17 protein-coding genes and 2 pseudogenes are annotated in these 20940 nt (G+C 67.2%); 8 read left to right on the top strand and 11 right to left on the bottom strand.

Annotated elements, in window-relative coordinates; genetic code table 11:
- A pseudogene (locus ACE039_RS30265) lies at positions 1-265 on the bottom strand (MFS transporter); the annotation flags it as partial.
- 108 nt (positions 266-373) lie between these two features.
- Between ACE039_RS30265 and ACE039_RS30260 the strand changes: the two are divergent.
- From ACE039_RS30260 to ACE039_RS30250, 3 genes and pseudogenes are all read left to right on the top strand, one after another.
- Complete coding sequence (locus tag ACE039_RS30260) at positions 374-1327, top strand: LysR family transcriptional regulator (protein ID WP_332007374.1); 954 nt, start codon at positions 374-376, stop codon at positions 1325-1327.
- 141 nt (positions 1328-1468) lie between these two features.
- Positions 1469-2272: an N-formylglutamate deformylase gene (gene hutG, locus ACE039_RS30255; RefSeq protein ID WP_485824186.1), complete on the top strand. Its 804-nt coding sequence runs from the start codon at positions 1469-1471 to the stop codon at positions 2270-2272.
- Positions 2273-2303: 31 nt separating this feature from the next.
- A pseudogene (locus ACE039_RS30250) lies at positions 2304-3317 on the top strand (LysR family transcriptional regulator).
- A 64-nt stretch (positions 3318-3381) separates the two neighbouring features.
- On the opposite strand, the gene ACE039_RS30245 reads toward ACE039_RS30250, so the two are convergent.
- The 4 genes from ACE039_RS30245 to ACE039_RS30230 all read right to left on the bottom strand — a co-directional run bounded on the left by ACE039_RS30245 (position 3382) and on the right by ACE039_RS30230 (position 6831).
- On the bottom strand, positions 3382-4311 hold the full coding sequence (locus ACE039_RS30245; RefSeq protein ID WP_485824185.1) for an electron transfer flavoprotein subunit alpha/FixB family protein: 930 nt from the start codon (positions 4309-4311) through the stop codon (positions 3382-3384).
- Positions 4311-5060, bottom strand: coding sequence for an electron transfer flavoprotein subunit beta/FixA family protein (locus tag ACE039_RS30240; RefSeq protein WP_485824184.1), 750 nt, complete (start codon positions 5058-5060; stop codon positions 4311-4313). Before ACE039_RS30240 ends, ACE039_RS30245 begins: the two co-directional genes overlap by 1 nt.
- Before the next feature lie 66 nt (positions 5061-5126).
- Complete coding sequence (locus ACE039_RS30235; protein WP_485824183.1) at positions 5127-5660, bottom strand: HutD/Ves family protein; 534 nt, start codon at positions 5658-5660, stop codon at positions 5127-5129.
- Positions 5644-6831, bottom strand: a complete 1188-nt coding sequence (locus ACE039_RS30230) for an NAD(P)/FAD-dependent oxidoreductase (protein WP_485824182.1) — start codon at positions 6829-6831, stop codon at positions 5644-5646. Before ACE039_RS30230 ends, ACE039_RS30235 begins: the two co-directional genes overlap by 17 nt.
- 264 nt (positions 6832-7095) lie before the next feature.
- Between ACE039_RS30230 and ACE039_RS30225 the strand changes: the two genes are divergently transcribed.
- From ACE039_RS30225 to ACE039_RS30215, 3 genes are read left to right on the top strand one after another with little or no spacing between them, the layout of a single operon-like run.
- Complete coding sequence (locus ACE039_RS30225; RefSeq protein ID WP_199196946.1) at positions 7096-8094, top strand: aliphatic sulfonate ABC transporter substrate-binding protein; 999 nt, start codon at positions 7096-7098, stop codon at positions 8092-8094.
- Positions 8095-8109: 15 nt separating this feature from the next.
- Entirely contained in the window at positions 8110-8880 is a 771-nt protein-coding gene (locus ACE039_RS30220) for an ABC transporter permease (RefSeq protein ID WP_448709051.1), read from the top strand.
- Complete coding sequence (locus ACE039_RS30215; protein WP_485824181.1) at positions 8868-9653, top strand: ABC transporter ATP-binding protein; 786 nt, start codon at positions 8868-8870, stop codon at positions 9651-9653. The genes ACE039_RS30220 and ACE039_RS30215 overlap by 13 nt, the downstream gene beginning before the upstream one ends.
- A 32-nt stretch (positions 9654-9685) precedes the next feature.
- On the opposite strand, the gene ACE039_RS30210 is transcribed toward ACE039_RS30215, so the two are convergent.
- Together ACE039_RS30210 and ACE039_RS30205 are read right to left on the bottom strand one after the other, a co-directional pair.
- The gene (locus ACE039_RS30210) at positions 9686-10204 is read right to left on the bottom strand and encodes a DUF4952 domain-containing protein (protein WP_485824208.1); all 519 of its coding nucleotides are present in this window, start codon (positions 10202-10204) and stop codon (positions 9686-9688) included.
- A 5-nt stretch (positions 10205-10209) separates the two neighbouring features.
- Complete coding sequence (locus tag ACE039_RS30205) at positions 10210-11199, bottom strand: LysR substrate-binding domain-containing protein (protein ID WP_448709054.1); 990 nt, start codon at positions 11197-11199, stop codon at positions 10210-10212.
- Between the two features lie 93 nt (positions 11200-11292).
- Here ACE039_RS30205 and ACE039_RS30200 point away from each other — a divergent pair, with 93 nt between their 5' ends.
- Entirely contained in the window at positions 11293-14913 is a 3621-nt protein-coding gene (locus ACE039_RS30200; RefSeq protein WP_448709056.1) for an ABC transporter ATP-binding protein/permease, read from the top strand.
- Here the strand turns inward: ACE039_RS30200 and ACE039_RS30195 are convergent.
- The gene (locus ACE039_RS30195; protein WP_485824180.1) at positions 14885-17479 is read right to left on the bottom strand and encodes a penicillin G acylase; all 2595 of its coding nucleotides are present in this window, start codon (positions 17477-17479) and stop codon (positions 14885-14887) included. The genes ACE039_RS30200 and ACE039_RS30195 overlap by 29 nt on opposite strands.
- 153 nt (positions 17480-17632) lie before the next feature.
- Here ACE039_RS30195 and ACE039_RS30190 point away from each other — a divergent pair, with 153 nt between their 5' ends.
- On the top strand, positions 17633-18610 hold the full coding sequence (locus ACE039_RS30190; RefSeq protein WP_448709060.1) for a LysR family transcriptional regulator: 978 nt from the start codon (positions 17633-17635) through the stop codon (positions 18608-18610).
- On the opposite strand, the gene ACE039_RS30185 is transcribed toward ACE039_RS30190, so the two are convergent.
- The 3 genes from ACE039_RS30185 to ACE039_RS30175 are packed head-to-tail and all read right to left on the bottom strand — an operon-like array spanning position 18540 to position 20796.
- Positions 18540-19310, bottom strand: a complete 771-nt coding sequence (locus ACE039_RS30185; RefSeq protein ID WP_485824179.1) for an SDR family NAD(P)-dependent oxidoreductase — start codon at positions 19308-19310, stop codon at positions 18540-18542. The genes ACE039_RS30190 and ACE039_RS30185 overlap by 71 nt on opposite strands.
- A gap of 1 nt (position 19311) precedes the next feature.
- Entirely contained in the window at positions 19312-20010 is a 699-nt protein-coding gene (locus tag ACE039_RS30180; RefSeq protein WP_485824178.1) for an ABC transporter ATP-binding protein, read from the bottom strand.
- Positions 20011-20022: 12 nt separating this feature from the next.
- Entirely contained in the window at positions 20023-20796 is a 774-nt protein-coding gene (locus ACE039_RS30175; RefSeq protein WP_485824177.1) for an ABC transporter ATP-binding protein, read from the bottom strand.
- Positions 20797-20940: the final 144 nt, after the last annotated feature.

Here is a 20940-nt window from a genome sequence, read left to right as displayed (position 1 = left end):
GGTCGGCGCCTTTCGCGCCGACAACGACAAGCGGCGCAAACAGCGCCGCCAGAATCGCGGGCACGAAAAGCATCAGGCCGCCCTCGCCCACCGACACATCCAGGTCGTGCGTGATGGGCACCAGCAAGCCCACCGGCAACATTTCGGTGGTGACGACGCTGAACGTGGCCAAGCCCGCGGCAAGGACGCCAAGCCAGGCGCGTCGGGAAGTCCGGACGGGCGACTGAGGAAGGGTTTGAGCGGGCGAAGGCGTGGTGCGGGACATAGGACGGCGCGATCCGGAAAAGGCCCGTTGCCAGGCCGACCCCTACGCAGTCTACTGTTTCCAAGCAGCTGATAAAGTAGGCGAAAAGCGAAACACAAGGGACAATTCGTGGACAATAAACCCGCCCCTTCCCACCGTCTGGATCACATCGGCGATCTGCTGGCTTTCGTGCGCGTGGCCGATGCGCAGAGCTTCACGGCGGCCGCCGACAAGCTGGGCCTGTCGCGATCCGCCATCGGCAAGTGCATTACCCGGCTTGAGCAAGGCCTGGGCGCCCGGCTGCTGCATCGAAGCACGCGCAGCGTCAGCCTGAGCGACGACGGCCGGATCTTCTACGAGCACGCGCAGCGCATTCTGTCCGAAGTGGACAACGCCACCGATGCGATGGCCAGCCGCAAGCAAGCCCCGCGTGGCCGCCTGCGCATCGACCTGCCCGTGTCGCTGGGCCGCTTGCATCTGATGCCGATGCTGCGTGCCTACCTGCGCCGTTGGCCCGACGTGGAAGCAGAAGTCAGCTTCTCGGACGACTACACCGATCTGGTGCGCGACGGCATCGACGTGGCGATCCGCATCGGCGGCGAATCGGACAGCCGGCTAGTGCGACGCGTGCTGGCGCCGCACCGGCTGATCACCTGCGCGGCGCCGGAATATCTGGAACGCCACGGCGCGCCGGCCACGCCCGATGCGTTGAATCAGCATCACACCCTGGTCTACACCCACGCGGGGCAACGGGTGCCGTGGCGTTTTGCCATCCAGGGCCTGGCGCGCCAGGTGCCGATGACCGGGCGCCTGCGGCTGGGGCATACCGAAGCCCTGCGCGATGCCGCGCTGGCGGGCGACGGGATCGCGCAACTGGGCGCGTTTCTGGTCGCCGACGACCTGCGCGCGGGCCGCCTGATGCCGGTGCTGGAATCCGTGGCTCCGCCGGGCGCGCCGGTCTGCGCCGTCTATCCGCACCGCCGGCACCTGTCGCCCAAGGTTCGCGTGCTGATCGACGAGATCGCCGGCGTCTGGAACACGGATCCGCCTTGGGCTCCCTACGCCCAGCCGATGCGCCCCTAACCCTTTGCATCACGCAGCTCGATCATCAACATCCATTAAACTGATGCAATTACTGCGGCGGGCCGCGCTGCCTAGCATACAAGCGCCCGCCAACTGCGGCTGGCCCCGCAGCGCACCGTCTTTGTTACCCGGAGTTTTCCCTTGAGCGATATCTTTCATTTCAGCCGCGGCACCGCCCCGCTGCTGATCTCCATCCCCCATTTGGGCAGCCAGATCCCCGACGTGCAACGCGCGCAGATGACGCCGCTGGGGCTGGAGTCCGGCGATACCGACTGGCATCTGGACACGCTGTACCAGTTTGCCCAGGCGCTGGGCGCGTCCGTGCTTGGCGCGCGCTATTCCCGCTATGTGGTGGACCTGAACCGCCCGCCCAACGACGAAAGCCTGTATCCCGGCCAGACCAAGACCGGCCTGTGCCCGACCCAGACGTTCCGCGGCGACGCGCTCTACCAGAACGACGCCGTGCTGACGGATGCCGAACGCGCGCACCGCCTGCAGACCTATTGGCAGCCCTATCACGCCCAGCTGCGTGAAGAGCTGGACCGCATCAAGGCCGAACATGGCACCGTGCTGCTGTGGGAAGCCCATTCCATCGCCAGCGTGCTGCCGCGCCTGTTCGACGGCAAGCTGCCCGACCTGAACATCGGCACGTCCGACGGCGCAGCCTGCGCGCCGGACATCCTGGCGGCGGTCAAGCAACAGTTGGACGCCTGCGCCGACTACACCTGGGCGATCAACGGCCGCTTCAAGGGCGGCTACATCACGCGCCACTATGGCGCGCCGGCCGACAACATCCACGCGATCCAACTGGAAATGTGCCAGTCCACCTACATGGATGAAACCCATCCCTACGGCTGGCGCGCCGACCTGGCCGGCAAGGTCATCCCGGTGGTCGAAGGCATGGTGCAAGCCGCCCTGCGGCAGACCACCGCGCGGCAGCGCTGACCCGCCGCCCCCGCCCAGGACACGCCAGGCGATGAACCGATTTTCGTTCAGCACGACGGAAAACTATCCGGAATGGAGCCTGTTGCTGACCTGGGTGGCGGTGGTGGAAGCCGCCTCCGTGTCCGGCGCGGCGCGCCTCTTGGGCCTGTCGCAGGCGGCCGTGTCGCAGCGGATCAAGCAGCTGGAAGGCGCGATGTCGACCGAACTGCTGGACCGCAGCACGCGGCCGGCGCGGCCCACGCCCGCCGGTGAACTCCTGTTCGACCATGCCGCGCGTTTGCTGGCCCAGGCCGGCGACATGACCGAAAGCGTGCGCAATCTGAGCCGGGCCAAACGGAACATCGTGCGCTTTGGCTGCGTGGATTCCTTCGCGGGTACCTTGGGGCCCACGCTGATCCACGGCCTGTCGGGCGCGTCGCGCCAGATCCGCCTCTGGTCCGGCATCACGCCCGTGCTGGACAAGCAGCTGGAAGACCGGCAACTGGACCTGGTGGTCACCACCAGCGCCGTGGCCGGCAAGCCCACCATCAAAAAGGTGAGCCTGTTCAGCGAACCCTACGTGCTGATCGTGCCGCGCACGATGGACATGGACAAGATCGATACGCTGAAGGAATTGAGCAAGCGCATGCAGTTCATCCGCTACAGCGCCCGTTCGTTCATTGGCGCCGAGATCGACCGCCTGATCTAATCACACGACGTGATGATCGAGCGCACCTTTGAATTCGACAATACGGATCCGCTGCTTAGCCTGGTTACGGCGGGCATCGGTTTCGCGATCAGCACGCCGCTGTGCATCTGGCAGTCACGCCATTTCGTGGACCAGTTGCGCGTTCTGCCGCTGGCGCCCTACCTGGGCGTGGCCCGTGCCGACGATCCCAGCCTGTCGCGCACGCTGTATCTGGCGGCGCGGCAGCAGGAGGTCGGCAAACTGCCCACCGAGGCCCGGGACGTGATCCTGATGGCGATGGAACGCCTGATCCAGAAAGATATCGCCCCGGCCCTGGGGCTGCCCCCCGCCACGCTGTGGCGCAGCATGCGGCGCTGATGGGGCGTTGACGGAGCACTGATGGGGCGCATGAAAGCGCCCCTGAAGCGACATTAGCGCGGTGTCACAGCCCTGCCGTAAAAGCGGGAACCGCGTCGAACAGATCGCCGACCACGCCGTAATCCGCCACGCCGAAGATCGGCGCGTCGCCGTCCTTGTTGATGGCGACGATGGTCTTGGAATCCTTCATGCCGGCCAGATGCTGGATGGCGCCCGAAATTCCGACGGCCACGTACAGCGCCGGCGCCACGATTTTGCCGGTCTGCCCCACCTGCCAGTCATTCGGCGCATAGCCGGCGTCCACGGCGGCACGGGACGCGCCCAATGCCGCGCCCAGCTTGTGAGCCAACGGGTCCAGCAGCTTGAAGTTTTCGGCGCTGCCCAGCCCGCGCCCGCCCGACACCACCACGCGTGCCGCGCCCAGTTCCGGACGTTCGGACACTGCGAGCTCGCGGCTGACGACGCGCGCCCGGCCGCTGTCCGCCACGGCCGCCACCGTGTCCACCTGCGCGCTGCCGCCCTCGGCGGGCGCCGCGTCGAAGGCGGTCGGGCGGATCGTCGCCACGACGACCCCATACCCGCTTTTGACCGTCGCGATCGCGTTGCCCGCATAGATGGGCCGCTTGAACGTATCGGCCGACAACACCTCGACCACGTCCGACACCTGCGCCACGTCCAGCAAGGCGGCAATGCGCGGCCCCACGCTTTTGCCTTGCGTGGTCGCGGCCAGGAACAGATGCGAATACGCCCCCGCCACCGTCAGCGCCTGCGCGGCCAGGTTCTCGGCCAGGCCGTCACCAAGATGCGGCGCGTCCGCCAGTAGCACTTTTTCAACACCCGCGGTACGTGCCGCGGCCTCCGCCACGGCTTGCGCGCCCGCGCCGGCCACCAGCACGTGAATCGGCACACCCAGTCTGGCGGCGGCGGCAATGGCGCTGCGCGTTGCGCCGGCCAGCACGCGGTTGTCGTGTTCGGCAATAACCAGGACCGTCATCAGATCACCTTCGCTTCGTTTTTGAGTTTGTCGATCAACGCAGCCACATCCGCCACCTTGATGCCAGGCGCCCGTGCGGCGGGTTCTTCCACGCGCAACGTTTCCAGGCGCGACCCCGGGTCCACGCCCAGCGCGTCGGGCGTCAGGACGTCCACGGGCTTTTTCTTGGCTTTCATGATGTTGGGCAACGTGACATAGCGCGGCTCGTTCAGGCGAAGGTCGGCGGTAACGATGGCGGGAAGCACCAATTCCAGCACTTCCAGGCCGCCGTCCACCTCCCGGGTCACGCGCGCCACGCCGCCCTCGATACCGATCGCGCTGGCGTTGGTGGCTTGCGGCCACCCCAACAGCGCCGCCAGCATTTGCCCGGTCTGGCAGGCGTCATCGTCGATCGCCTGCTTGCCCAGGATCACCAGCGCGGGCTGCTCCCGCTGCACGACGGCGCACAGCAGCTTGGCCACGGCCAGCGGCTGCAACGAGGCGTCGGTCTGCACCAGCACGCCGCGGTCGGCGCCAATCGCCAAGGCGGTGCGCAGCGTTTCCTGCGACGCCGCCGCGCCGCAACTCACGGCAACCACCTCCGCTGCCGCCCCCTGCTCTTTCAAGCGCACGGCCGCTTCGACGGCGATTTCATCGAACGGGTTCATCGACATCTTGACGTTGCCGATGTCCACCTCACTCTGGTCGGCCTTGACGCGCACCTTGACGTTGTAGTCCACCACGCGCTTGACCGCGGTTAGTACCTTCATGCGAACACTCCTGGATTAAGGATTCTTGGACTGCCTCCGCGCCAGCGGCACGCGGGGCAGGAACAGTCAGGCGGCATGCGGCGCGGCCACGCGCAAGTCCAGTTGCACCGCATCCGGCCCGCCGCCGGCCTCGACGGTGAAGCCGAACGCCTGCGCCGGGCCGGCGTCTCGCGCCAGCGAGCCGGCGACCAAGACGGGCGACGCGGATGGCCCCCCACCGAAACCCGACACGGCGGCCTGGGCCGCGCCACGCAGCACGAACAGGTTCAAGACCCGCACCGGGCCGCCCAGCAAGCGGGACTGGAACGCGACGTCGCCGGCAAAGGCCGTCGGCACGCCGGGCAGCAAGCGGATCTCCTTGCCGTCGCCTTGCAGCGTCACGCCTTGCCCCGACAGCACGACCGATACGCGGTCATGTCCGGGGAACCGGGAATACGGGCCGTCGCGATCGATATCCGCGATGCTGACGCGCCATCGCGGCTCCGGCTGCGTATCCACGGCCAGCGTCCGGGTGACGCCCCCGCCGTTCTTCCACGGCTCGGGCGGCAAGCGCAACCAGTCCGCCTGCGCGATGCGCACGCGCTCAGGAGACGGCGCCAAGGCCGTACTTCCCGGTCAGCAACGCACCGCTTTCGAAACGGCCGATGTCGTAAGGCTTGAGCGACACGTCGGTCGCCAGGCCCAACGCCTCTTGCGCCAGCACGCGGCCCACGGTGGGCGACAACTTGAAGCCATGGCCCGAAAACCCGAAGCCCACGATCAAGCCCGCCACGCCAGGCACGCGGCCCAAGACGGGATTCCAGTCCGGCGTCACGTCGTACACGCCGGTCCAGGATGACGCCAGCCCGGCGGTCTCATAGGCCGGGAAACGCGCCGCCACCTGCTCGCCGACTTCCGCCACATAGTCCAGCGGGATGTCGCCCTGTTCGGCGTCGCTCTTTTGCAGCGCCTCGCCCACGATGCCCTCGCTGACCAGCATCTGGTTGCCGCCGTAGCTGCGGCAATACAGCATGCCGGGGGACGCCAGGTCCTTGTAGACCGGCATCGAATAGGTGTAGGGCATGTGTATAAGAGACAGCGCCAGCACCGCGTGGCGTTCCGGCACGACGGGCATGGACACCCCCGTCCAGGCGGCCAGCTCCGACGTCCAGATGTTTTGCGTGCTGATCACCAGCGGACTGGCGTAATCGCCTTCCGAGGTGGACACGCCGACCACCCGGCCGCCCTCGACCCGCAGGCCAAGAACGTCGACGTTTTCGCGGATGGTGACGCCGCGGCGGCGCGCCCCGCGCGCAAAGCTGGTGGCCACCAGATACGCGTCGGCAAAGCCGGCCTCGGGCTCAAAGCCGATCAGCGCCGCGTCGTCGAACGAAGCGATGGGCAGCAATTCATGCGCCTGGGCGGCGGTCAGCAGTTCCAGCGCGATGCCCTGCGCGCGCTGCTGCGCAAGGGCGCCACGCAACGGCTCCAGCTTGTCGTTGTCGGCCGCGCTGATCAGATAACCGCACTTGACCAGGCCGCAAGAGGCCTCGTCATCGCCCACGTAGCTGGCGAAATTGTTGAACACGTTCCAGGACCGCTGGGCCAACTCCACGTTCTCGCGCACCGAATAATGGGTGCGCAGAATGCCGGACGATTGCGACGTCGTGCCGGCGCCAATCGTCGCCCGGTCCAGCACCAGCACATTCTTTGCGCCCAGCTCGGCCAGATGGAAGGCTACCGAGCTGCCGATCACGCCGGCACCAATCACGATCACGTCAAAACTTTTCACGGACAAGGCTCCAAGGACAAGTGGCGCGAGTGTGAACCCGCCCTTTCCCTGCCGCCGCAATATAAGCAGCGCGAATACTTAATAAAGCCGCCGATGAAATGCCGCCCGCTCCGGCGGATTGCTTAAGCACGACGAATTTTGACCATCGCCGCTCCTTATATTCACGCCGCCGCGCAGCTGCCGGGTGACAGTCTGCCCTGCCGCGCCCCAGCGTGCCGGCGACATGATATCTATCGGTCAAACTACATTCAGTAGGGGAAAAATATGAACATGACTCGCCGCGCCATGCTGGTGCGCACCGCAGCTTTGGCGGGCGCCAGCGCCCTGGGCTTTCCCATGGTCGGCCGCGCCGCCAACGCCTCGTATACCTATGGCGGGTCGGCCTGGCTGGGCCACTATTCGGCCTACATCGCCTTGAAGACGGGCCTGTTCGCCAAGCAGGGCCTGGACATCAAGTGGCAGAGCTTCGCCACGTCGTCGGACCGCATGAGCGCCGTGATGGCTGGCAACATCGATTTGGCCGGCACCGGCGTCGTCTCGTCGCTGGCGCTGATGGCCGCGGGCGCACGCCAGTTCCAGGTCATCGCCACGCCCAACAACTTCGGTCGAGCCGAAGGCGTGCTGGTGCGCGACGACGTGAAGTCCGTGGCCGACCTGAAGGGCAAAAAGATCGGCGTGACCTACGCGTCCAGCGCCCATGTGCTGCTGCTGGATGTGCTGCGCCAGGCCGGGCTGAACCCCGATCGCGACGTCTCCATCATCAATCTTCCCGCCACCAACCTGCTGTCCGCCTATCAGGGCAAGCAGATTGACGCGGCCGTGGCCTGGACGCCGGCGTTCGACCGCATCAAAGCCGTGCCGGGCACCCACGTGCTGTTGGACGACACCGCATTCTCGCTCTACAAGCAGTACGCCATCACGCCCGGGCCGGACGTGTTGCTGACGCATGCCAAGCTGGGGCGCGAGAACCCGGAAGCCGTGAAGAAATTCCTGCACGCCGTCTTCCAGGCCAACGCCATGCTCACCGCGCAACCCGAAGAGGCCGCCGGCGTGCTGCTGGAACTGACCGGCCTGTCCAAGGATGACCAACTGGCCGTCATCAAGCAGACGCAGTGGTATTCCGCCGCCGACCAGAGGGGCCTGATGGTGGACCCGGGCAATTTCGTCGCCGGCATGCAGCAACTGGCCGAGATGCTGGTGACGCTCAAGCAGATCGACAAGGCGCCCCAGGTCAAGGACTGGGTCCAGGCCTCGTACCTGTAAGCGGGACATTCGCCTATGTCCTCGCGTTCGTCTTCAAGGGAAACTCGGCTGATCTGGGTCAGCGTGCTTTCGCTTCTTGGTTTCCTGTTGCTGTGGGAAGGCTTGTGCCGCGCCGGCGCGGTCGATCCCATCTTCCTGCCCGCGCCGTCCCAGGTCCTGGCGCGGGCCTTGTCGCTATCCGACCAGGGCACGCTGTTCTACAACGTGCTGGCCTCGACCCGCCGCGTGATGGTGGGTTTTCTGGCCGCGGTCATCGTCGCCATTCCGCTGGGCATCCTGCTGGGCACCTCAAAAGTGGCGCGTGCGGTGTTCGACCCCATCATCTCGTTCCTGCGGCCCTTGCCGTCCATGAGCTGGATCCCGCTGTCGCTGCTGTGGTTCGGCATCACCGAAACGCAGAAATACAGCATCGTGTTCATGGGGTCGTTCGTGCCGGCGCTGCTGTACGTGATGGAAGCGTCGCGCAGCATCGACCCGGTGCTGGTGCGGGCGGCACGCAACCTGGGCGCCAACCGCTGGCAGGTGATGCGCGAAGTGCTGTTTCCGGGTTGCCTGCCGCAGATTCTGTCGGGCATGAAGATCATCCTGGGCCTGTCCTGGACCTGTGTGATTTCAGCGGAACTGGTGGCGTCCAAGGAAGGCCTTGGGTTCATGATCATGAACGGCAAGGAGTTTTTCCAGACCGACACCGTGGTGCTTGGCATGGTGCTGATCAGCTTCACCGTGCTGGTGACCGATCTGTGTTTGCGGCTTCTTGAACGATGGGTGCTGGCATGGCAACGATGAACGACACGATGATCCAGCTGAAAGGCGTCTCGAAATCCTATGGCGACGTGCCGGTGCTGGACAGCGTCGACCTGGAGGTCAAGCGGGGCGAATTCCTGGTGTTGCTGGGCGCGTCCGGCTGCGGCAAGTCCACCTTGCTGAACCTGATGGCTGGCTTCATCACGCCCAACACCGGCACCGTCGCCATCAACGGCCGTCTCGTCACCGACGTGACCGCCGCCTGCGGCATGGTGTTCCAGCAGTACGCGCTGTTTCCGTGGCGCACCGTGCAGGAAAACGTGGAATTCGGCCTGAAGATGCGCGGCCTGTCCAAGCAGGAACGCGCGCCCATTGCCCGCAAACACATCGAAATGGTGGGGTTGAAAGCGGCGGCCGACAAGTATCCGCACGCGCTATCCGGCGGCATGAAGCAACGCGTATCGATTGCGCGGGTGTTGGCCAACGACCCGGACGTGATGCTGTTCGACGAGCCGTTCGCGGCGCTGGACGCGATGACGCGGCAGGTGCTTCAGGACCAGCTGCTGTCCATCTATGAGCAAAGCGGCAAGACGATTGTCTTCATCACGCATTCGATCGACGAGGCGCTGACGCTGTCCACCCGCATGGCGGTGATGGGCTCCAAACCCGGCCGGATCGTGCAAGACATCCATAACGACCTGCCGCACCCGCGCAGCGCGGACGTGCAGTTGTCGCCGCGTTTCGTGGAACTGAAGCGGTCCATCTGGGAACGCGTGCAGGAAGAAGTCACGCGCAGCATGGAACTGGCCGTATAGGGCGCAGCCGCCCTCCCCGCGCGACACGGATCCTACGGCAGCTCGCGGAATACGGCGACGGTGATGTTGAAGTACGGGATCTTCTGCCATTGCTCCCGGAGATAGCTGGGCGTCTCGACGCCCATGCCAACCATCACCGTCCGACCGTCCGACGGGTAGCGCGTGGAATACGGGGGTGAGCCCCATCCGCAACAGACGAACGCCAGCGGCGGCATGCCGAATACCTTGTGCAGATGGGCCTCCATGCGCGCCGCCGCCGCGCCACTTACGCGGTAGCTGGCGGTCAAGGGCTTCATCTGCATGTCGTCTCCACGCTCGCAGCCCAGGTACTCGACGTAATCAGGCTTTTGCCCCATCGCCAGCAGAAAATCCTGGCACGGCGTATCCGGCCGCGCCAGCCCTTCCACGCGGCCATGGGCGTCCCAGTCGGCCAAGGCGTCCGCCAAGGTCGGACCCGGGTCCTGGCTCGGCGTCTGCGCCCACGCGGCACCTGCCATCCCCAGCAGGCAAAACAGCGATACGGCGCGACCCACGCTCGTGTGGCACAACATTCCGTTCACGGCATCCTCGATATCGGATCGGCAGTCACGGGCGTCACGTCCTGCCACACGCCCATGCTGCGCCCTTCTTCGGCCAGGAATTCCACCAGCGCCGGCAGCGAGGCATCCATCGGCCGGTTGGCTTGCAAGCGCATCACGTAGCCCCATGAGCCGGGCATGCGCAGCTGGGGCATCAGCGGCACCAACCGGCCACTGGCCAGATCTTCGTCGATCAGCGGCGCGCGGCCCAGCGCGATGCCGACCCCGGCGGCGGCGGCCGCGACGATGGTGCTCAGCCCGCTCAACACCATCGGGGCCTGCCGGTCGGAATCGGCCAGGCCCAGCCGGTGGCTCCACGTGCGCCAATCGGTTTCAGGGCTGTCGATGTGCTTCTCTTCCAGCCAGCGATGGCGCAGGAAGACGCGGGGATCATTGCGGTCGGCTTCGGCGATCAGCGCGGGGCTGCATACCGGCACGACGGTTTCGGTCATGAGCGGTATGTCGCCCGGTTCGGCCGGATGCGGCCCCTGGGCCCGCACGTGCAGGAACGCCAGGTCGATGTCTTGCGTCTTCCAGGCGGGGTCCTGGCTGGCGTGCAGGTAAACCTGGACGCCGATGTCGGGGTGCAGCGCGATGAAGCGGCCGATGCGCGGCGCCAGCCACAACGCGGCCAGCGACGGATTGGCCGATACGTTCAGCGTATAGCGCCGGCGGTCGCGCGCCGTGGCCCGTGCGTGGCGGCAGGCGGTATCCAGAAGGGTCAAGGCCTGTTGTACGGAAGCCAGCAAATCGGCGCCCGCTTCGGTGGTTTCGGCGCGGCGAACGGTGCCCCCGCGCCGCAGCAACGGTACGCCCAAGTCGGTTTCCAACGCACGCAACTGGTGGCTGACGGCGCTCTTGGTGACGTGCAGTTCCGCGGCGGCGCGGCTCAGACTGCCCAGCCGGGCAACGGCTTCAAAGGCGCGCAAGGCGGCGAGCGGTGGCGTATGAGTAGGAAGGTCGGCCATGGGTTGAGTTTATCTCAACCCATGATTGAAAAACTATCGCTTTCGCGCGCGCATCGGATCAGTGACCATTCAGGCTCTGGATGGAGCATTGATATGTATTTCGACTCTCGATTGTGGCAACTGACCGCGGGCCTGCGCGCCAGCATGGCCGGCGGGATCTTCCTGGGCCTGCTGGCGCTGGCGGCCGGCATCGCCCGCTACGTGTTCCTGGGCCAATTGCTGGCGCGCGTGTTCGACGGCGCGCCCTGGCAGGACTGGATCGCGCCCGCCTTGTGCGTGGGCGCGATGGTGCTGCTGCGCGCCGGGTTCGACCACTGGCGCACGGTGCAGGCCAACCGCACATCGGCCGCGATTCAACAGACGCTGCGCGGCAAACTATACGACCGCATCGTTGCCCTGGGACCGGCCTGGTTCGCCAGCCAGCGCACCGGCGGCGTCATGCTGACAGTGGTGGACGGCGTCGAACAGTTGCAGACGTTCTTCGGCCAGTACCTGCCGCAAGTCGCCATCGCGGCGGCCGCGCCCTTTGCCATCTTTGCCGTGATCGCGTTCTGGGACGTGCCCACCGCGCTGGTCTTCCTGGCCGCGGCGCTGTTCGCGCTGTTCGGCCCGATGGCGGTCCACATGCTGGACCGCCGCGCCAGCCAGGCACGCACCCGCGCGCTGAATGCCTTCGGCGAAGACTTCCTGGACGCGGTGCAAGGCTTGCCTACCCTGAAGTCGTATGGCCAGGGCAAGGCCTGGGGCCAGCGTCTGGCCGCACGCGCGCGCAGCCTGTCGGACAACACCTTCTGGGTGCTGTCGGTCAGCCTGCTGACGCGCGGCATCAGCGACCTGGGCGTGGCGTTGGGCGCGGCGCTGGCCCTGACGCTGGGCGCCTGGCGCGTCGCTGCCGGCGACATGAGCGTCGAAGCCCTGCTGATCGTGCTGATGGCGGGCACGGAGATCTTCCGCCCCTTGCGCGACCTGCGGTCGGTCTTGCACCGCGGCATGCTGGGCCAATCCGCCGCCGTCAGCATCCACGCACTGATGGATGCGAAGCCGTTGACGCCGGTGCCGGACACCGGCGCCGCAAGCGCCGCACCCGCCCGGCTGGCGCCCACCATCGAATTCAACGATGTCGCGTTCTCGTACACGCCCGAGCGCCCCGCCCACCAAGGGCTGGCGTTTCGCATCGCGGCCGGTGAACGCGTGGGCATCGTCGGCCCCAGCGGCGCGGGCAAGTCCACCATCGTGCGCTTGCTGCTGCGCGAATGCGTGCCTCAGTCGGGCAGCATCCGCGTTGGCGGCCATGACGTGAACACGCTGGACACGCAGATGCTCCTGTCGCACATCGCGCTGGTCAGCCAGGACATCACGCTGTTCCACGGCACCATCGACGACAACCTGCGTCTGGGGCGCCCCGACGCCACCCATGAACAGGTGCGCGCGGCGGCCCGCGTCGCCAATATCGACGACTTCATCATGGCGCTGCCAGACGGCTACGCCACCCGCATTGGCGAACGCGGCCTGCAACTGTCGGGTGGCCAGCGCCAGCGCGTGGCGATCGCCCGCGCGCTGCTGCGCGACGCGCCCATCCTGATCCTGGACGAAGCGCTGTCGTCAGTGGACACCGAAAACGAAGCCCTGATCCAGCAGGCGCTGGACCGTCTGATGGCGGGCCGCACCACGCTGATCCTGGCCCATCGCCTGGCCAGCGTGATCGGCGCCGACCGCAGCCTGGTGCTGGACCAGGGCCGCGTCGTGGAAGCCGGCCCGCATGCCGACCTCATGGCGCAACGGGGGCTGTACTACCGCCTGATGCACGAGCAGGCGGCCGCGCACCAGAACCCGTCGGCCGGCTTGCCGTCCGCCGCGGGCAACCCGATTTCCGCCACGCAACCGGCGGACGCGCCCGACGCCAACCGGGACGACAAGCAGGGCCCCGCCCTGCGCTCGCTGGACGAAGACGCGGAACACGTCGGCTGGCGCGCCACGCTGGGCACGCTGCTGTCGGTGGTGCGGCCCTGGCGCGGCACGCTCGCCGCAACCATCCTGCTGGGCGTGGCGCGCGTGGCGGCGTTCATCGGCGTGGGCGTGTTCAGCGCATTGATCGTGGCCGCCATCCGCGACGGCCGAGAGACTTCCGGGCTGATCGTGGGGCTGTTGATCGCCGCGCCGCTGGCCGCGCTGTTCCACTGGCTGGAATCGTGGCTGGCGCATGCCATGGCATACCAGCTGCTGGCCGACATGCGGGTCAAGCTTTACGACAAGCTGGAACGCCTGGCGCCCGCCTACCTGCTGCAACGCCGGTCCGGCGATCTGGTGGCGCTGGCGACGCAAGACGTCGAGATGGTCGAGTACTTCTATGCGCACACCATCGCACCCGCCATCGTGTCGGTGCTGGTGCCGCTGTCGGTGCTGGGTTTCCTGGGCGTATACAGCTGGCCGGTGGCCTTGGCGCTGCTGCCCTTCCTGGCCTATGCCCTGGTATCGCCGGTGCGCGGCCGCCGCCACATCGACGCGCTGGGCGACAAGGCCCGCCACGCCCTGGGCGAAATGAGCGCCCACACCACCGACACCATCCAGGGCCTGGCCGACCTGACGGCGTTCCAGGCCACGGGCCGCCGGCGCGACCAGTTCCTGAAAGTCGCCGACCACTACCGCATCCGCCGCCTGGACATCCTGCGCGACCTGTCCCGTCAGACCGCATGGTTCGAAGTGGCAATGGGACTGGGCGGCCTGGCGGTGGCCGTCGTCGGCGCATTGCAGGTGTCGGCCGGCACGCTGTCGGCCAGCATGCTGCCCCTGCTGGTGTTGATCGCGCTGGCGACCTTCCTGCCCGTCTCCGAAATCTCGCAGGTCAGCCGGCAACTGGCCGACACCATCGCCGCCACGCGCCGCCTGCACGTGGTCGCCAACGAACCGGAACCCGTCACCGACGGTCCGCTGGCGCCGCCGGTGGCGACGCACGGCCTGTCACTGGCGTTCGAACATGTCAGCTTCGCCTATCCGGGCAAGCAGGAAGATACGCTGAAAGACCTGAGCTTCAAGGCGCCCGCCGGCGCCACGGTCGCGGTGGTGGGCGCATCCGGCGCGGGCAAGAGCACGGTTGCCAGCCTGCTGCTGCGCTTCTGGGACCCGCGCCAGGGCGTCGTAAGGCTGGACGGCGTCGACGTGCGCCAACTGCAATTGGACGGCCTGCGCGAACGCGTGGCGCTGGTCACCCAGGACACCTATCTGTTCAACGACACGCTGGAAGGCAACATCCGGCTGGCGCGTCCCGAAGCCACGCCCGACGACCTGGCCCGCGCACTGGACCAGGCGGCGCTGACGGACTTCGTGCGCGCGCTGCCCGAAGGCCTGGCCACCCCCGTGGGCGAACGCGGCGTGCAGTTGTCGGGCGGGCAACGCCAGCGCATCTCGATCGCCCGGGCCTTCCTGAAGAATGCGCCGGTCCTGATCCTGGACGAGGCCACCTCGCACCTGGACACCTTGTCCGAGATGCAGGTGCGCGGCGCGCTGGACACCCTCATGCGCCATCGCACCACGCTGGTGATCGCGCACCGGCTGTCCACGATTCGCGATGCCGACCTGATCCTGGTGCTGGATCGCGGCACCTTGGCGGAGGCCGGCACGCATGACCAGTTGCTGAGAAAGCAAGGGGCCTATGCGCGCCTGGCCAGCCACCAGGGGGGCTACGCGGTCAATAGCGCAACGTCTCTACCGACGTAGCGTTGGCGCGTACCTCTGCGTCGGTGAACCAGACGCGCTTGTTGCCGAAACGGTTGTACAGGTCGAACTGGTCCCCGGCGTGGACGGACGGCGTGCCGTCCGGGGCGACGAAACCGCTTTGCCCTGGTGCGACCACGTCCACGGCACGCACGCCCTGGCCGTCGAACACCGTCATGTTGTTTTCGGTGCCGCGGTTCTGGGTGGCCGGATAACTCAGCACCGCCTTGCCGTCCGCCTGCGGCACGCCCAGGAAGTTCTTGGGCGCGAACACCATCGGCGGCGCGGGGATGCGCCACGCCGCGGGGTCCGGACCATACGCTTTCTGCAAGACGGCCACGGCCTCGTCCAGGGCGGCCAGGCTGACGGCTTCCGGGCGGCGCCCGTTGAAGAAGTCGTATTGCTGTGGCACCCCGGCGCCTGGGCCCGCCAGCGCATTGAACAGCACCTTGACGCCGACGGTCAGGTTGACCGAGCCGGTCGCGGGCGCGGCCGGCGTTGGGTAGCCCGTGGCGCTGTACCACTTGAAGAAGTCGGCCGGCATCTCGTCGGCCAGCGTCGCCTTCAGCATGGCGCGCAGCCATGCGTCCATCACCGCCGGGCCGGCATTGTCATAAAACCCGGGCTGCTCATCGCTGGTGCCCATCCCGTCCCACGATTGCAGGCCCGCGACCAGCTTTGCCCGGGGGTCATCGGTGGGCAGCCCCGCTACCGCCTGCTGCAGGAACGGCAGGAAATGGCGGCGATTGACGTCGGCATAGCTGGTGGTGCGGATCAGGTCCCACATCTGCTGCGGGCTGACTTTTCCGCCGTTGGCGGTCATGGCTTTCAGGCGCGTCTCGATCTCGGCGTAGCGGTCGGCCTGGCCCCAGACGATCGCGAACAGGTCGGTGGATGGATAGCCGCGCATGGGCTGGTTGTTCCAGTTGGCGATGAAGCCCTGGCGCGGGTTGTAGACCTGCGGGTTGGTCGCGAAGGGCAGCATGCCGTCCCAGTCCATTTCCCCCGTGCCAGGCACGGGCAGGCGCGGATCGTGCCCCGGCCTGCGCTTGGGATAGAAGCCCGTGTGTGCGTAGCCGATGTTGCCGCGGTCGTCCGCGTAATACCAGTTGATGGTCAGCGCGTGGCGTGCGGCCTGCTGCTTCCATTGGTCCCAGTTGCGCGATTGCGCCTTGTGCGTCCAGGCCATCAACGATTGCAGTTCGTAGCCCTCCCAGGCGCGCGCCTTGGCATAGGCCACATGCTGCGTGTCGTCGAACTTGGTGACAATGCCGTGCACGGTGCGGTAGACGTCCATCAGGACCGGCTCACCGCCCTTGACCGCAATCAGCTCGGTGCGCTTTTCCATCGTCTTCCACTCGCCATTGTGAAAGTACCGCGTGCGGTCGGCCGGATCGAGCTTTTCGGCATAGATGTCCACGTCGTCGCCAAAGCCCGCCGTCGAACCCCAGGTGACGTGCGCGTTGTGGCCGAACAAGATACTGGGATAGGCGAAGGGCGTATTGCCCACCACATCGAAACCCGCGCCATGCAGGCCGATGCCATAGGTGTAGGCGGGATTCCACCAGCCGAACTGCGGACCATTCAAGAGGATCGAGCGCGCGTCCTTGGCGTGGTCGCGGCCCACGATCCACATGTTGCTGGTGGTGGGAAAGCCGGCGATACCGGGCTGGCCCGATTCCGCGAACTGCGCCAGCACGCGCGCCCGGGCATCGGCGGGCGCCTCGTCCAGCACACCGCGCGTTTGCGGGTCGCGCGCCACGCGTTCCAGCATCGGCGGCGTGCCGTCATAGCGCGGCAACGCGTAGGACAGTTTTGCGGGGCCGCGCGCCGCGGCGTCCGTGCCGGGCTGGTACACGCCCTCTTCCTCGGGCACCGTCGTGGGCGCGCGGCTGTCGGTCATCCAGCGCAGCTGGTTGAATATCTGCATCGCGCGCGCGTCGCCGTGCTTGTCCTTCAGCGCGGTCAGCAGCGCCAGGTTATCGACCTCGCTGTTGGCGTCCGAAAACCGGTTGGCCATGGTGCCCACGAAGACCATCGCCACATCGTAAGGTGTCCAGTCGGACGGCTGGAATTGCAAGTCGTTGAATTCCTTAGGCATCAGGCTGCCCGGCCTGTTGCGTATCTGCGCGATCCAGGCATTCATACCCGCTGCGTAGCCGTCCAGGATCTGGCGTTCGGAGGCCGGCAGCGCGGCCAGCTGGCGCTGGATGCGTTCAGGCGAGAAATTGCCGCGGATCGACTCGTCGAATGCCACCATCTTTTCGCCCAGCACTTCGGCCACTTGGCCCTGCGTACTGCGGCGCGCCATCTCCATCTGGAACAGGCGGTCCTGCGCGACGGCGTAGCCATACCCGTAAAAGAGGCCGTACACGGTACCGGCATAAACGTGGGGCATGCCGTATTCGTCGCGCCGGATCGTGACCTGTCCGCTGGTGACGCGCGGTGCGCGGACTTCTTCGCGGGCGGGTACGGCGGGTGCGGAGGAGTTGGGTTGGGGTTGGGCCTGGGCGGCGCCCGCGCCGGCGCAGACCGCCAGGATGGCGGCCGACAACAAGTGCTGCTTCATGTGAATCTGTCTCCGTTTCTATAGGCCGCGCCGCGTTGCGAGTCCCGGGCGCGGGGCGCGGCGCCTCTTGCGGGCACCGTCTACGGACCATGATACGAAGCGCCTAACTATAATTCCAATGCATTTATTTCATAGCTTTCATGCGCTTCAAACATGGACCTTCAGAAACTCAAGCACCTGCTGGCCGTCGTCGAGCACGGCACGTTCTCGCGCGCGGCGGAAAAAGTGAACCTGTCGCAGCCAGCGCTCAGCCGCAGCATCCAGGCGCTGGAAGCCGAACTTGGCTTGCCGTTGCTGGACCGCGGCACGCGTCAGGTTCGCCTGACGCCCTATGGCGCCTGCGTGGCCGAACGCGCCCGGCGCATGCGCTTCGAAGAAGCGGAGCTGCAACGGGAATTGAAAACGCTGCACAGCGGCGAATCGGGCACGCTGACTATCGGCCTGAGCCCCACGCCGGCGTCCCTGCTGCTGTCGCCTTTCCTGACCCACATGGCGGCCAATCATCCCCAGGTGCGCGTGGGGATCGAACTGGGCGCGACCGCGGCGCTGCTCGAAATGCTACGCGGCGAACACATCGACGCGATGGTCTGCGACGCGCGCATGCTGTACGACGCGACCGATATCGACACGCGTCCGCTCGCGCCGTTGCGCGCCGGCATGGTGTGCCGCAAGGGCCATCCCATCCTGGCGCACAAGCGAGTCGGCATCGAACAGATCCGCCAGTATCCGGTGGCCTCCAGCACCCTCAGCCCGGAGGTCTCGCTGCGGCTGGCCGAAACGTTGGGCCCGGGCGGTGCACCGGAATCGATGGTGACGACGCGCTGCGAGAACCTGGACCCGCTGGTGGACCTGGCGTTGCATACCGACACGCTGCTGCTGGGCGTGATCTGCGTCACCCGCCATGAACAGGCCGCCGGCAAACTGGTGGAGGTGCCGATTCCGCCCGACCGACAACGACAGGGCCACTACGTGCTGGCGCGCCTGGCCGGGCGGACGCCCCTGACGGCGCAAGACGCGCTGTACGCCTTCACGCAGCAATGCTGGACGGGATTCGCGGCGGTTAATCCGGCACGGCGACCGTATAGTTCAGCGCCAGCCGCCCCCCGTCGACGTACACCGTCTGCCCGGTGACGTAGCTGGCGTCGTCGCCCGCCAGGAACACGGCCACCTTCGCCACTTCGTCCGTCTGCCCCAGGCGCTGCATCGGAATCCGGGACAAGACGGTGCGCCGGGCGACGGGGTCGCTGGTGATCGTGGCCAGGATCTCGGTGTCGATGCTGCCGGGCCCGATGGCGTTCACCCGAATTCCGTGGGGCGCCAGCGACAAGGCCATCGATTTCGTCATCTGCCGGACAGCGCCCTTGCTGGCCCCGTAGGCCAATTGGTCCGGCATGGCCAGCTCCGCAGTCATCGACGACAGCGTCACGATCGCGCCGTTGCGCCGGCCGCCCGCCACCATCGCGCGCGCCGCGGCCTGGGCCACCAGGAAGGTGCCGCGCACATTGACGTTCATGACGGCATCCAGGTCTTCAAGCGTCAGGTCCAGGAAATCCGCCGCGCGGATCACGCCGGCATTGCAGACGCAGATGTCCAGGCCGCCCCAGCGTGCCACGCAATCGTCCGCCAGCGCCTGGGCTGCCGCCGGATCGGTCACGTCGGCCACGCTTGCCGCCGCGCGTTCACCCAGGGCGCGCGCGGCCGCCGTCAATTCGGCAGTTTTGCGGTCGGCCAGCAGCACGTAGGCGCCCTCGTCCACGAACCGCCGCGCAATCGCCAGCCCGATGCCGCCCGCTGCGCCGGTCACCAGCGCCACTTTGTCCCGCAGTTTCATTTCAGACTCCCACATAAGCGGCCACCAGATCGGGCCGCGCGGACAATTCCGCCGAACTGCCGCGCCACGCCGTGGTGCCCTTGTCCAGGATGACGTTCCGGTCGGACAGGCGCAGCAGCGCCGTGGTGTTCTTGTCCACCACGATCATCGACAGCCCTTCGGCTTTCAGTTGCGCCAGCACGCGCCAGATCTCGGCCCGCACGACGGGCGCCAGGCCTTCGGTGGCTTCGTCCAGCACCAGCAGGCTGGGGTTGGTCATCAGCGCGCGTCCCAGCGCCAGCATCTGCTGTTCGCCGCCCGACAGCTGGGTGCCCAGATTGGTGCGCCGTTCCTGCAACCGGGGAAACAGCGCGTAGACGCGGGACAGCGTCCAGGCCGGCGCACGCCCCCGGCCGCTGGCGGTGGCCACCAGATTCTCTTCGACGGTAAGCGTGGGGAAGATCTGGCGCCCTTCCGGCACCAGCGACAAGCCCAGCCGCCCGATCCGGTACGGCGCCATGCCGCGCAACGACCGGTTGCCGTACTGAATGCTGCCCTGGCTGGCGGGCAGCAGGCCAAACAGGCATTTGATGACCGTGCTGCGGCCCATTCCATTGCGGCCGATCAGGCCCACCACTTCACCTTGCCCGACGTCCAGGTCCACGCCGAACAGCGCCTGGCAGTGGCCGTAGCCCGCCGTCAATCCGCGTATCGTCAACATCGCGGCTCTCCTTCAAGCGTCGGCGTCGTCGCCCAGATAGGCGCGGCGCACGTCGGGGTGGTTGCGGATCGCGTCGGCGGTGCCGGTCGCGATGACCTTGCCGTAGACCAGCACGCTGATGCGGTCGGCCAGCGCGAAGACGGCGTTCATGTCGTGTTCCACCAGCACGATCGTGTAGCGGCCCTTCAGGCTTTGCAGCAAGGCGATGACCCCCGCGCTTTCGGCCGCGCTCATGCCCGCCATCGGCTCATCCAGCAGCAGGACCGACGGCTGGCCCGCCAGCGCCATGGCGATCTCCAGCTGGCGCCGCTGGCCGTAGGCCAGGCTTTCCACCGGCGACTCGGCCACCGCGTCCAGCTGGCAGGCGCGCAGGGCTTCGCGCGCCACCTCCACCACGTCGGCGCAGTCGCGTAGCGCGGTCCAGGCCGACAGCCCGCGCCGGCACTTGCGCAGCGCCGCCAGGCAGGCGTTCTCCAGCACCGTGTAGCTATCGAAGACCGAGGTCACCTGATACGAGCGCAGCATGCCCAACGCGACGCGTTCCTGGACAGTCGCCCGCGAGACATCCGCCGCACCCAGGCTGACCGAGCCGCCGTCGGGCCGCAGTTCGCCGGACAGCAGGTTGATCAGCGTGGTCTTGCCAGCGCCATTGGGGCCGATCAACGCGTGCAGCTCGCCCGGCGCGACATCCAGTGACACGCCATCCGTGGCGGCCAGCCCGCCGAAGCGGCGGACCAGATCGCGAGTGGCCAGCGCGGCCGGCGCGCTCATCGCGGCGGTCGTCATACCGAGGCCTCGTTGATTTGCGCCTTCTTGACTTGCGCCTTCTTGACTTGCGCCTTCTTGACTTGCGACGCGTGGTGGGGCGAAGCGGCCGCCGAAGCGGGCGTTACCGTCCGCGCATCGGCCGGCGCCGGCCGCGGCCCCCGC

Source organism: Achromobacter maghribensis, from assembly GCF_057334215.1.
The sequence above is the reverse complement of the archived record's forward strand: the minus strand, read 5'-3'. Positions and strand labels throughout refer to the sequence as shown.